The sequence below is a fragment of the Mycobacterium sp. IS-836 genome (assembly GCF_001954275.1).
GTDB lineage: Bacteria > Actinomycetota > Actinomycetes > Mycobacteriales > Mycobacteriaceae > Mycobacterium.
The window spans coordinates 1-14,335 of sequence record NZ_MBEU01000089.1; the positions used below are offsets into that span (position 1 = coordinate 1).

2 protein-coding genes (1 of these 2 cut by a window edge) are annotated in these 14,335 nt (G+C 68.6%); both read left to right on the forward strand.

Annotated elements, in window-relative coordinates:
• Positions 1-67: 67 nt before the first annotated feature.
• Positions 68-6,727, forward strand: a complete 6,660-nt coding sequence (locus tag A5747_RS23740; protein ID WP_369805187.1) for an amino acid adenylation domain-containing protein — start codon at positions 68-70, stop codon at positions 6,725-6,727.
• Positions 6,724-14,335, forward strand: partial view of a non-ribosomal peptide synthase/polyketide synthase gene (locus A5747_RS25840; RefSeq protein WP_142245714.1) — the 5' portion only. 20,981 nt of this gene lie beyond the right edge of the window; the window shows 7,612 of its 28,593 coding nt (coding positions 1-7,612); it begins with the start codon at positions 6,724-6,726; its stop codon lies off the right edge, out of view. The genes A5747_RS23740 and A5747_RS25840 overlap by 4 nt, the downstream gene beginning before the upstream one ends.

Here is a 14,335-nt window from a genome sequence, read left to right on the forward strand (position 1 = left end):
GGATCGCAACCGCCTCGACAACCTGACAACGCTCGTCACCGGAGGCGAGGCCTGCCCGGGAGGTTTGGTGGCGGCCTGGGCGCCGGGCCGGCGGATGTTCAACGCCTACGGTCCGACCGAGACCACCATCTGGGCTACCTGTGCGCCGCTGACGGCGGGACAGCCGGTGAATATCGGCGCCCCCGTTGCCGGGGTGTACGCGCTGGTGCTCGACACGCGGCTGAACCCCGTGCCGGTCGGGGTGGTCGGCGAGTTATACGTCGGTGGGCCGGCGCTGGCGCGCGGCTACGTGGGCCGGGTGGGATTGACCGCGGAACGGTTTGTGGCCAACCCCTTTGCCGGCGCGGGAGCGCCCGGAGCACGCATGTATCGCACCGGGGATCTGGTGCGCTGGACCGCCGCCGGTGCCCTGCAGTATCTGGGCCGCGCCGATGCCCAGGTCAAACTGCGCGGGCAACGCATCGAGCTGGGCGAAATCGAAAGCACCCTGCTGGCCTGCCCACAGGTCACCCAGGCCGCCGCCGCGGTGCACGAGGCCGCCACCGGCTCCCACCTCGTCGCCTACGTCACCCTCGAGCACACCGCCACCGCACAGGACGACGCCGAGGTCGTCGACCAGTGGCAACACCTGTACGACGAGCTCTATGGCGCCGCGGGAGAGGCACCGGAGTTCGGCATGGATTTCCGGGGCTGGAACAGCAGCTACACCGAGGAGCCGATTCCGCTGCAGGAGATGGTGCAGTGGCGCGGGGCCACCGTGGATCGGATCTTGGCCCTGCGGCCGCGGCGGGTGTTGGAGATCGGCGTTGGTTCGGGGCTGGTGTTGTCCCAGATTGCGCCGCACTGTGAGCAGTACGTCGGCACCGATATGTCGGCGGTCGCTATCGACAAGCTTGCCCGCTCGCTCGAGGACTTGCGGGTCGCGTGGCGTGATCGGGTGCAGTTGCTGGCCCAGCCCGCCCACGTCACCGAGGCGCTGCCGCAGGGCTATTTCGACACCATCGTTCTCAACTCGGTGGTGCAGTACTTCCCCAACGCCCCATACCTGCGCGAGGTCATCGACAATGCCATGCGGTTATTGGCGCCGGGTGGGTCGGTGTTTCTCGGCGATGTGCGCAACCACGCGCTGCAAGGTGCGTTTCAAACGGGGGTCGCGCTGGCGCGCACCGACAGCGCCGATGCCGCCGAGATCCGCCAACGCGTCCAGCGCGCGACGCTCGGTGAGACCGAATTATTGTTGGCGCCAGAGTTTTTCACCACCTTCGCCGCCGAGCATCCGGAGGTGGCCGGAGTTGACATTCAAGTCAAACGCGGTACGGCCGACAACGAACTGACCCGGTATCGCTACGACGTCGTCGTCCACAAATCCCCGGCAGCCGTTCGTTCGCTGGCCGACGCGCCCAGCTGGGCGTGGACCAACTGTGCGGGAGTGCGCGACCGGTTGGTATCGCAACATCCGGCCGCCGTTCGCGTCACCGGCATCCCCCGTGCGGGGGTGATCGGCGACGTTCAGGTCGAACACGCCCTCGCCGCAGGGGTATCGGTTGCCGACGCCCTGGCCCGAGCCCTCGCCACCGCCGATGCTGTTGTCCCCGAAGAGTTGTACCGCCTCGGTGAAACCGCCGGATACCGCGTCGCGGTCACCTGGGGCGCCCAACCGGGCACCCTGGATGCGGTCTTCATCGCGCCGACCGACGCCGACGGCCAGCACATCGCGCCGCTGGTGGACCTGTATCTGCCCTCCGCCGGAGCCGGGCAACAAACCGCTCACGCCAATGATCCCGACACCAATACCAAGATCGGAGCGGTGCGGCAGCGGTTGAGCGCATGGTTGCCCGACTACATGGTGCCCGCACACATCGTCGTGCTCGAGAAATTTCCGTTGACCTCATCGGGCAAGGTCGACCGAAAGGCGTTGCCGGCGCCGGTTTTTGCCGCCAGGGCGTTTCGGGCGCCGCAGACCCAGACCGAAAAGATCATCGCCGAGGCGTTCGCCGAGGTATTGGGCCTGGCCCGGGTCGGGCTCGACGACGACTTCTTCGCCCTGGGTGGCGATTCCCTGAGCGCCACCCGTGTCAGCGCGCGCCTGCAGCTCGCGTTGGGCAGGGAAGTGCCGGTGCGGTATCTGTTCGAGGCCGCCAAAGTCGCGGACCTCGCCGAGCACTTGCGACGGCATCGTGGCGCTTCTCCCCGCCCGCCCCTGGTGCCGATGGCACGCCCGCAACGGATCCCGTTGTCGTATGCCCAGCAGCGGCTGTGGTTCATCGACCAGCTGCAGGGGCCTTCCCCGATCTACAACATGGCGGTTGCCTTGCGGCTGTGTGGGCGGCTCGACGTCGAGGCGTTGGGGGCGGCGGTGACCGATGTGGTGGCCCGCCATGAGAGTCTGCGCACCCTGTTCGCCGCGCCCGATGGCGTACCGCAGCAGGTGATCATCCCCTCGGAGCGGGCCGATTTCGGATGGCAAGTCATCGATGCCACCGGCTGGCCGGGAGACCAGCTGTATGAGGCAATCAGCGCCGAGGCGCGTCACACATTTGATCTGGCCGCCGAGATCCCCTTGCGGGCAAGGCTTTTCCGCATCGGCGACGACGAACATGTGCTGATGGCCGTGGCCCACCACATCGCCGCCGACGGCTGGTCCATTGCCCCGCTGGTGCGTGATCTGGGCGTGGCCTATGCCAGCCGCTCTGCGGGACACGCTCCCGACACGCCGCCGTTGACGGTGCAGTACGTCGACTACACGCTGTGGCAGCGCGAGCACCTCGGTGATCTCGACGATCCCGAGAGCCCCATCGCCGCGCAGCTGGCCTACTGGCAGGAAGCCCTGGCCGGGATGCCGGAGCACCTGCAGCTGCCCACCGATCGCCCCTACCCGCCGGTCGCCGATTACCGAGGCGCCACTCTGGCGGTGGAGTGGCCGGCGGCGCTGCAGCAGCGGGTGGCTCAGGTAGCCGGTGAGCACAACACGACCAGCTTCATGGTGATCCAGGCCGCCCTGACGGCGCTGCTATCCAAACTCAGCGCCAGCCCCGATGTGGCGGTGGGGATTTCGATCGCCGGGCGCCGCGACCCGGCGCTCGATGAGCTGGTGGGGTTCTTCGTCAACACGTTGGTGCTGCGTGTCGATCTGGCCGGTGATCCCACCATTGGTGAACTGCTGGCCCAGGTGCGGGCGCGCAGTTTGGAGGCTTTCGAGCATCAAGATGTGCCCTTCGAGGTGCTCGTCGAGAGGCTCAACCCTTCTCGGTCGCTCACCCATCACCCCTTGATCCAGGTGATATTTGCGTGGCAGAACTTCACCGGTCAAGACAGTGACCCCGCCGTCGAACCGGCTCTGGGTGACGTGCAGGTCACGCCGCTCCCGGTGGGCATCCAGGCGGCCCGGATGGATTTGGTGTTTTACCTAGGGGAACGCTGGAACGAGGCCGGTGAGCCCGCCGGGATCGGCGGGGCGGTGGAATTCCGCACCGACGTGTTTGACGCGGCCAGCATCCAAACACTGATCGAGCGGTTGGAGCGGGTGTTGGCGGCGATGACCGCCGAGCCCACCCGGCGGCTGTCGTCGGTGGACCTGCTCGACGAGCCCGAGCATGCCCGCCTGGAGGGGTGGGGTAACGGGGCGGTGCTGGCGCGGCCCGCACCCGCCGCGGCGTCGATCCCGGCGTTGTTCGCCGCGCAGGTGGCCCGCACCCCGGATGCGGTGGCGCTGGTGTGCGAGGAGCATTCGTGGACCTACCGCGAGCTGGACGAGACCGCCAACCGGCTGGCGAATCTGTTGGCCGGATCTGGTATCGGTGCGGGACAGCGTGTGGCGCTGCTGTTTTCGCGGTCCGCCGAGGCGATCGTGTCGATTTTGGCGGTGCTGAAAACGGGGGCGGCGTATCTGCCGATCGACCCGGTGGTGCCGGATGCCCGTATCGCCTTCATGCTCGCCGATGCCGCCCCGATCGCCGCGATCACCACAGGCGAGCTGGCCGACCGACTCGACGGACGCGACCTGCTGGTCGTCGATGTCGACGATCCCCGCATCGAGGCCCAACCCAGCACGGCGCTGCCGGCGCCGGCCCCCGACGACATTGCCTACCTGATCTACACCTCCGGCACCACCGGTGTGCCCAAGGGCGTGGCGACCACCCACCACAATGTCACCCGGCTGTTCGACGGCATGGATGTCGGCGTGGAGCTAGCGCCGGGACAGGTGTGGACGCAGTGTCATTCCCTGGCCTTCGACTACTCGGTATGGGAGATCTGGGGTGCGCTGCTGCATGGTGGGCGGCTGGTGGTGGTGCCCGAGTCGATCGCCCGCTCGCCGCAGGACTTCCACGAGTTACTGGTCACCGAAAAGGTCAGCGTCCTAAGCCAGACCCCCTCGGCGGTGGGGGTGCTTTCGCCGAAGGGTCTCGACTCGGCGGCGTTGATGGTGGCCGCTGAGCCCTGTCCGGCCGAGGTGGTCGATCGGTGGGCGCCGGGGCGGGTGATGATCAACGCCTACGGCCCGACCGAAACCACGGTGTACGCGACGATCAGTGCGCCGCTGACGGCCGGGTCGGGCGTGGTGCCGATCGGCTCGCCCGTGCCCGGGGCGGCGCTGTTCGTGCTCGACGGCTCACTGCGGCCAGTGCCGGCCGGTGTGGTCGGTGAGTTGTATGTGGCCGGTACCGGTGTGGGAGTTGGGTATTGGCGGCGGGGTCCCTTGACGGCGTCGCGGTTTGTGGCGTGTCCGTTCACCGCGGGAGCACGGATGTATCGCACCGGGGATCTGGTGTGTTGGCGTGCCGACGGGCAGCTGCAGTATCTGGGGCGCGCCGACGAGCAGGTCAAAATCCGCGGCTATCGCATCGAGCTCGGTGAGGTCCAAGCGGCGCTGAATGCACTGGACGGGGTCGAGCAGGCGGTGGTGATCGCCCGCGAGGACCACCCCGGCGACAAACGCCTCGTCGGCTATATCACCGGACCGGCAGACCCAGCCCATGCACGTACCGCGCTGGCCGAGCGGCTCCCGACCTACATGATCCCCGCGGCGGTGGTGGCACTCGACACGCTGCCGCTGACACCCAACGGCAAGCTCGACACCCGCGCCCTGCCGGCACCGAGCTACGCGGACGTCGATGGGTACCGCGCCCCCGCCACCCCCACCGAGGAAATCTTGGCCGGCATTTATGCCCAGGTACTCGGGCTCGAGCGGGTCGGGGTCGACGACTCCTTCTTCGACCTGGGCGGGGATTCACTGTCCGCGATGCGGGTGATCGCCGCGATCAACACTTCCCTCGATGCCGGACTTTCGGTGCGCACCTTGTTCGAGGCGCCCACGGTCGCCCAGCTGGCGCCGTGTATCGGCGACGAGGGGGGCCGGCGTCAGCAGCTGGTGCCGGTCGAGCGGCCGGCGAGCGTTCCGTTGTCGTTCGCGCAGAGCCGATTGTGGTTCCTCGACCAATTGCAGGGTCCCTCACCGGTTTACAACATAGCGGCGGCGTTGCGGCTGAGCGGGGCCCTGGATGCCGCTGCGCTGGGTGCGGCGCTGGCCGATGTGGTCGGCCGGCACGAAAGCCTGCGCACCCTGTTCCCCGCGGTCGAGGGGACACCCCAGCAGCTGGTGGTGCCCCCCGAGCGCGCCGAGTTCGGTTGGGAGGTCGTCGATTCCACCGGCTGGCCGGCGGACCGGCTTGATGAGGCGATCAGCCACGCGGTGCGTCACAGCTTCGACCTGGCCACCGAGATCCCGTTGCGGGCAGTACTTTTCCGTGTCGCCGACGACGAGCACGTGCTGGTGGCCGTGGTACACCACATCGCCGCCGACGGCTCGTCGATCACCCCGCTGGTGCGCGATCTGGGCGTGGCCTATGCCAACCGGTGCGCCGGGCGCGCCCCCGACTGGGCGCCACTACCCGTGCAGTACGTCGATTACACGTTGTGGCAGCGCGAGCACCTCGGGGATCTGGCCGACAGCGAGAGCCCCATCGCCGCACAACTGGCCTACTGGGAAGACGCGCTGGCCGGAATGCCCGAACGCCTGCCCCTGCCCACCGATCGGCCCTACCCACCCGTTCCCGATCCGCGCGGGGCCAGCGTGCCCGTGGAGTGGCCGGCCGAGCTGCAGCAGCGGGTGCGCGATCTGGCCCGCGAACACAACGCGACCACGTTCATGGTCGTTCAGGCCGCGCTGGCGGTGCTCTTGTCCAAGCTCAGCGCCAGCCCCGACGTGGCCGTGGGAATCGCGGTCGCCGGGCGCGGCGATCCCGCCCTCGATGAGCTGGTCGGGTTCTTCGTCAACACGTTGGTGCTGCGGGTCGACCTGGCCGGTGACCCCACCGTCGGCGAACTGCTGGCCCAGGTGCGACAACGCAGCCTGGCCGCCTACGAGCACCAAGACGTCCCGTTTGAAGTGCTGGTGGAACGGCTCAACCCCACCCGATCGCGCAAGCACCACCCACTAATCCAGGTGATGGTGGCCTGGCAGAATTTCGCCGGGCACAACGATCCCGTGGCCGGGTTGAGTTTGGGTGATGTCCAGGTCGCGGCGCTGCCCGTGCGGCTTCAGACCGCCCGCATGGATTTGACCATTTCGCTCGCGGAACGGTGGACCGAGGCCGGTGAGCCCGCCGGGATCAGCGGGGAAGTGGAATTTCGGACCGACATTTTCGACGCGGCCAGAATCCAGGCCCTGATCGAGCGGTGGCAGCGAGTGTTGGTGGCGATCACCGCCGAGACGGGGCGGCGCGCATGACGGCCGATGCGGGGCCGCGGCTTTCGTCGATCGACCTGCACGACGAGGGTGAGCATGACCGGGTGGAGGAGTGGGGTAATCGTGCGGCGTTGACCGCGCCGGCCGCCGCTCCGGCGTCGCTTCCGGTGCTGTTCGCCGCGCAGGCGGCGCGGGCCCCGGGCGCGGTGGCGCTGACCTCTGCAGGCCGCTCCATGACTTACCTGGAGCTCGACGAGGCCGCCAACCGGTTGGCGCACCTGTTGGCCGGCCAGGGAATCGGCCCGGGAAAGTTTGTGGCGCTGCTGTTTTCGCGGTCAGCCGAGGCGGTCGTAGCGATTTTGGCGGTGCTGAAAACCGGGGCGGCGTATCTGCCGATCGACCCGGTTGTGCCGGATGCCCGTATCGCCTTCATGCTCGCCGATGGCGCTCCGGTCGCCGCGATCACCACTGCCGAGTTGGCCGATCGGCTGGACGGGCATGGGCTGCTGGTCATCGATGTCGACGACCCCCGTGTTGACACCCAGCCCGGCACGGCATTGCCGGCGCCCGCCCCGGATGACATGGCCTACCTGATCTATACCTCGGGCACCACCGGCACCCCCAAAGGCGTTGCGGTAACCCACCATAACGTCGCCCGGCTATTCGACTCGCTGGACGCCGGCTTCGAGCTGGGGCCGGAAAGCGTGTGGACGCTGTCTCACTCCTTGGCCTTCGACTACTCGGTGTTGGAGATCTGGGGCGCGCTGCTGCACGGCGGCCGGCTGGTGGTGGTGCCCGAAGAGGTGACGCGTTCTCCCGAGGACTTCCATGCCTTGTTGGTTGGCGAGAAGGTCAACGTTTTGGGCCAGACCCCGTCATCGGTGGGGACGCTGTCGCAGCAGGGTCTGGAGTCGGCGGCCTTGCTGATCGCCGCCGAGGCCTGCCCGGCCGACGTGGTGGATCGGTGGGCGCCGGGGCGGGTGATGGTCAACGCTTACGGCCCGACCGAGACGACGATATTGGCGACGATCAGTGCGCCGCTGACGGCCGGCTCGGGTGCGGTGCCGATCGGCTCGCCGGTGCCCGGGGCGGCGTTGTTTGTGCTCGACGGCTCGTTGCGCCCGGTGCCGGAAGGTGTGGTCGGTGAGCTGTATGTGGCCGGTACCGGTGTGGGAGTTGGGTATTGGCGGCGGCCGGGGCTGACCGGTTCGCGGTTTGTGGCATGTCCGTTCGGCGGTGCGGATGCGCCGGGAGCGCGCATGTATCGCACCGGCGATCTGGTGTGTTGGCGTCCCGACGGGCAGCTGGATTATCTGGGGCGCGTCGACGAGCAAGTCAAGATCCGCGGCTATCGCATCGAGCTCGGTGAGGTCCAAGCGGCGTTGAGCGCACTGGACGGGGTGGGGCAGGCGGCCGCGATCGTCCGCGAGGACCGCCCCGGCGACAAACAGATCGTCGGCTACGTCACCGGCGCCGTCGACGTGACCGACGTACGCGCGCGCCTGGCCGAGCGGCTCCCGGCTTACATGATCCCCTCGGCGGTCGTGGCGCTGGATCGAATGCCGTTGACCCCCAACGGCAAACTCGACAAGCGGGCCCTCCCGGCACCCGACTATCAGAACGCGTCCCGCTACCGCGCCCCCTCCAGCCCGGTCGAGCAGGCCTTGGCCGATATCTACGCCCGGGTCCTCGGGCTGGAACGGGTCGGGGTCGACGACTCCTTCTTCGATCTGGGCGGGGATTCACTGTCGGCGATGCGGCTGATTGCCGCCGTCAACACCGCCCTGGATGCCGGTCTTGCGGTGGGCACCTTGTTCGACGCACCGACGGTTGCCGAGCTGGCGCCGCGGATCGGTGAGGACGGGGCCCGCCGTAAACCGTTGGTCGCGGCCGATCGGCCGGCGAGGATTCCGTTGTCGTTCGCCCAGAGCCGGTTGTGGTTTTTGGACCGGTTCGAGGGCGGGGTGGCGACCTACAACATGCCGACCGCGTTCCGGATCGACGGACCGCTGGATGCCGAAGCACTCGGGGCGGCGCTGGACGATGTGATCGCCCGCCACGAAGCGCTGCGCACCATATTCCCCGACGTCGACGGGGTGCCGTGCCAGCAGGTGTTGCCGGCGCAGCCGGGAATGTGGCGGCACAAGGGCGCGGCGGTGCTGTCGCTGCCCGAGCGCGACGTGGCCGGCGAGTTGGTGGCGCTGGCCGGGTATCGGTTTGACCTGTCGACCGAGATCCCCATCCGTGCCCAGATCTATGCCGTGGGCCCCGAGCAGCATGTGGTGGGAATTGTGGTGCACCACATCGCTTTTGATGGCTGGTCGTTGGCTCCCATGTTCCGCGATGTGGCCGAGGCGTATCGGTCCAGGCGAGCTGGCCGCGCCCCCAGCTGGCCCGGTTTGGCGGTGCAGTACGCCGATTACACGCTGTGGCAACGGGATTGGTTGGGAGAGGAGACGGATCCCGACAGTGTGATCTCTTTGCAGTTGGCCTACTGGCGCCAGGAGCTGGCCGGGCTGCCCGAGGTGGTGTCGCTGCCGACCGACCGGGTGCGACCGCCGGTGCCCAGCTACCGCGGTGATCAGGTGCAGGTGCGCATCGACCCCCAGCTGTGGGCGGGGGTCAAGGCGCTGGCCGCGGCGCACAACACGACGGCCTCGATGGTGTTGCAGGCCGCGTTGGCTGTGGTGTTGCACCGCGCCGGCGCCGGTGAGGACATCGCGATGGGCACGCCGATCGCCGGGCGGTTGGACGAGGCACTCGACGATCTGGTCGGGTTTTTCGTCAACACCTGGGTATTACGGGTGGGCGTCACCTCCGCGCAGCGGTTCTCCGACGTCCTGGCGGCGGTGCGGCACAAGGCGCTGGCGGCTTACAACAGCCAGGACGTTCCCTTCGAGCGGCTGGTCGAACAGCTCAATCCGGTCCGCTCCACTGCGCATCACCCGCTTTTCCAAGTGGGCATGGCCTTTATGAGCAATGTGCGCCCCGAGGTAGCGCTGGACGGAGTCAGCGTCGAGCCGCTCGGAGTGTCCACCCAAACGTCCAAGTTCGACCTGGATTTCAACCTGGGTGAGGTGCTTGCCGAGGATTCGGGCGCCCCGATGGCCGCCGGGGTAGTGCTGTATGCCACGGATTTGTTCGAGCGGGCCAGCATCGAGCGGTTGGTCGGCTGGTTTGGCCGGGTGATCGAGGCGGTGGTGACCGATGCCTCGGTGATGGTGGGAGAGGTGTCGTTGCTGGATCGCGGTGAGCGTGATCTGGTGCTGCAGCGGTGGTCTGGCGTCGAGGTGGAGGCGCCGGTTGGGGTGGCGCCGCAGATATTGGCCGCGGCGGTGGCGGCCGCGCCGGCGGCGCCGGCGGTCATCGACGGCAGCCGCTCGATGTCGTATCGCGAGCTTGATGAGTGGTCGTCGCGCTTGGCGCGGGTGCTGATCGAGGCGGGGGTCGGTCCCGAGCGCGCGGTGGGCGTCGCGATGGATCGGTGTGCGGAGTTGGTGGTGGCCTGGTGGGCGGTGGTCAAGGCCGGTGGGGTTTATGTGCCGGTGGATCGGAGCCATCCCGTCGAGCGCATCGCCGCGGTGCTCGATGCCGCGGGGGCGGTGTGCGTGCTGACCTGTGGCGCCGACCCGATGGCCGGGGCGGGCCCGGTGCTGAGGGTCGACGATCTGGATGTCTCGGGGTATCGCGCGGATCCGGTCACCGACGCCGATCGGCTGGCGCCGCTGGGGCCCGACAACGGCGCGTACGTGATTTTCACGTCGGGCTCTACCGGGGTGCCCAAGGGGGTGGCGGTCAGCCACGCCGGTTTGGCGGGGATGGCCGCGGCGCAACGGACGGTGTTCGGCCTCGGCGCGGATGCGCGGGTGTTGATGGTGGCCGCACCGACCTTCGATGCGTCGGTGTTCGAAATGTTATGGGCGGCAGGATCGTCGGCGGCGGTGGTGGTGGCGCCACCGGACGTGTATGCCGGGCAGGCGTTGACCGAGTTGCTAGAGGACAACCAAGTCAGCGCGGCGGTGGTGACCCCGTCGGTGGTGTCGTCGCTGGACCCGGTCCGCCTGGAAACACTCGACGCGTTGGCCACCATGGGCGAGGCCTGCCCACCCGAGGTAGTGGCCGCTTGGGCGCCGGGCCGGCGGATGTTCAACCTCTACGGTCCGACCGAGACCACCATCTGGGCTACCTTTGCGCCGCTCGTGGCGCGGCAGCCGGTGAATATCGGCGCCCCCGTCGCGGGCGTACATGCGTGGGTGCTCGACGCGCGGCTACACCCCGCGGCGGTCGGGGTGGTCGGCGAGTTGTATGTCGGTGGGCCGGCGCTGGCGCGCGGCTACGTGGGCCGGGCGGGGTTGACCGCGGAACGGTTCGTGCCCAACCCCTTTGGGGCCCCGGGGGCGCGCATGTATCGCACCGGGGATCTGGTGCGCTGGACCCCCGCCGGCGCCCTGGAGTATCTGGGCCGCGCCGACACTCAGGTCAAACTGCGCGGGCAGCGCATCGAGCTGGGCGAAATCGAAAACACCCTCCTGGCCAGCCCGCAGGTCACCCAGGCGGCCGCCGCCGTACACGAAACCGCCACGGGTTCGCATTTGGTCGGCTACGTCACCTTCGACGACACCGCCACCGTCGAGGACGATGCCGAGGTCGTCGAGGGGTGGCAGCGGCTCTACGACGAGCTCTATGGCGCCGAAGGACAAGCGCCGGAGTTCGGCATGGACTTTCGGGGCTGGAACAGCAGCTACACCGAGCAGCCGATTCCGATCGAGGAGATGGCCGAGTGGCGCGCGACCACCGTGGATCGGATCCGCGCGCTGCGGCCACGGCGGGTGTTGGAGATCGGCGCCGGGTCGGGGCTGGTGCTCTCGCAGGTCGCTCCCGCGTGTGAGCGCTATGTGGCCACCGACATGTCGGCGGCGGCGATCGAGAGCCTGCGGGCGGCGGTGGCCGCACAGCCGTGGGGTGATCGGGTGGAATTGCTGTGCCGGCCTGCGCATGTCACCGATGCGCTGCCGGACGGATATTTCGACACCATCGTTTTGAACTCGGTAATCCAGTACTTCCCTAACGCCGCGTACTTGCGCGAGGTCATCGACAACACCATGAGGTTGTTGGCGCCGGGCGGGGCCCTGTTTCTCGGCGATGTCCGCAATCACAGCCTGCAGGGCGCGTTGCAAACCGGGATCGCGCTGGCCCGCACCGAATCCGCCGACGCCGCCGACATCCGTCAGCGTGTCCAGCGCGCTGTGCTCGGTGAACCCGAATTACTGTTGGCCCCAGAGTTTTTCACCGCCTGGGCCGCCGACCATCCCGCGGTGGCAGGGCTTGACCTCGAAGTCAAACGCGGGGTGGCCGACAACGAACTGACCCGGTATCGCTACGACGTCACCGTCTACAAGACGCCCGCAGCGGTGCGCTCGCTGATCGCCGCGGATAGCTGGGCGTGGGCCCGGTGCGCCGGGCTCGACGGACTGCGGGACCGGTTGACATCACAACGTCCGGGCGCGGTTCGGGTCACCGGGATTCCGCGTGCCGGGCTGATAAGCGAGGTCCGCCTGGAGGCCGGCCTGGCCGCGGGGTTGTCCGTCACCGACGCGTTGGCCGATGCCGCCGCCACCGCCGATGCCGTTGTGCCCGAAGTGTTGTACCGCCTCGGTGAGACCACCGGATACCGGGTGGCGGTCACCTGGGGCGACTCACCGGGCACCCTGGACGCGGTCTTCCTCGCACTCACCGACCCCGACCAGCGCGCCGCGTTGACCGACCTGTATCTGCCCCCGGCCGGGGCGCCCCAAGGCGGCGCCTGCGCCAACGATCCGCAGACCAACACCAAACTCGGCACCGTGCGCCAATGGCTCAGCGCATGGTTGCCCGACTACATGGTGCCGGCCCAGATCGTCGTGCTCGACGAGTTCCCGCTAACGTCGTCGGGCAAGATCGACCGTAAAGCTTTGCCGGCGCCGATTTTTGGTTCCACCGCGTTTCGGGCGCCGCAGACCCAGAACGAAAAGATCATCGCCGAGGTGTTCGCCGAGGTGTTGGGCGTTGCCCGGGTCGGACTCGACGACGATTTCTTCGCCCTGGGCGGGGATTCGCTGATCGCCACCCGGGCGAGCGCGCGCCTGCAACTGGCGCTGGGCCGACAAGTGCCGGTGCGGTACCTGTTCGACGCCGCCAAAGTCGGAGATCTGGCCGATTACCTGCACTCCCACCGCGGGGGCCCTGCCCGCCGGCGGCTTGAGGCGACGGCGCGGCCACCCCGAATCCCGCTGTCCTACGCCCAAAACCGGCTGTGGTTCCTGGACCAATTGCACGGGCCCTCACCGATCTACAACATGCCGACCGCGTTCCGGATCGGCGGGGCGCTGGACATCGACGCGTTGCGCGCGGCGCTGTCCGATGTGGTGGCCCGCCACGAGAGCCTGCGCACCCTGTTTCCCGCGACCGACGGGATACCCCGGCAGGTGGTGGTGCCCGCCGAGCGGGCCGACTTCGGGTGGGACGTCGTCGATGCCACCGGCTGGCCGGCGGAGCGGCTGGGCGAGGCCATTGCTGCCGCGGCTCGTCATCCGTTCGATCTGGCCGCCGAGATCCCGTTGCGGGCAAGGCTTTTCCGCGTCGGCGAGGACGAGCATGTGCTGGTGGCCGTGGCCCACCACATCGCCGCCGACGGCTGGTCGGTCGCTCCGCTGGTGCGTGATCTGGGTGTGGCCTATGCCAGCCGCTGCGCGGGACACGCTCCCGACACGCCGCCGTTGACGGTGCAGTACGTCGATTACACGCTGTGGCAGCGCGAGCACCTCGGCGATCTCGACGATCCCGACAGCGCGATCTCCGCGCAGCTGGCCTACTGGCAGGAAGCCCTGGCCGGGATGCCGGACCGGCTGCAGCTGCCCACCGATCGGCCCTACCCGCCGGTCGCCGATTACCGCGGCGCCAGTGTGGCCGTCGACTGGCCGGCGCAGCTACAGGAGCAGGTTGCCCGGATAGCCCGCGAGCACAACGCGACGAGCTTCATGGTCGTGCAGGCGGCCCTGGCGGTGCTCCTGTCCAAGCTCAGCGTCAGCAGCGATGTGGCGCTGGGCATCGCGATCGCCGGACGTGACGACCCCGCGCTCGATGACCTGGTCGGCTTTTTCGTCAACACCTTGGTACTGCGGATCGACCTGGCCGGTGACCCCACCGTCGCCGAGCTACTGGGCCGGGTCCGACAGCGCAGCCTGGCCGCCTACGAACACCAAGACGTGCCCTTCGAGGTGCTCGTCGATCGGCTCAACCCGACACGATCGCTGACCCATCACCCGCTGGTTCAGGTCATGCTGGCCTGGCAGAACCTGCCCGGGCAGGGCACCAACCCGGCCGCAGAGCCGGCCCTGGGGGATCTGCAGGTTAGCCCGTTGCCCGCCGAGACCCACACCGCCCGAATGGATCTGACGTTTTCGTTGGCCGAGCGCTGGAACGAGGCCGGGGAGCCCGCGGGGATCGGCGGGCTGGTGGAGTTTCGCACCGACGTGTTCGATGCGGCCACCGTTGAGGCGTTGGTTGAGCGTTGGCGGCGGGTGTTGGCGGCGATCACCGCCGAGCCCACCCGGTCGTTGTCGTCGGTGGATGTGCTTGATGCCGCCGAGCGGGCCCGCCTTGATGGCTGGG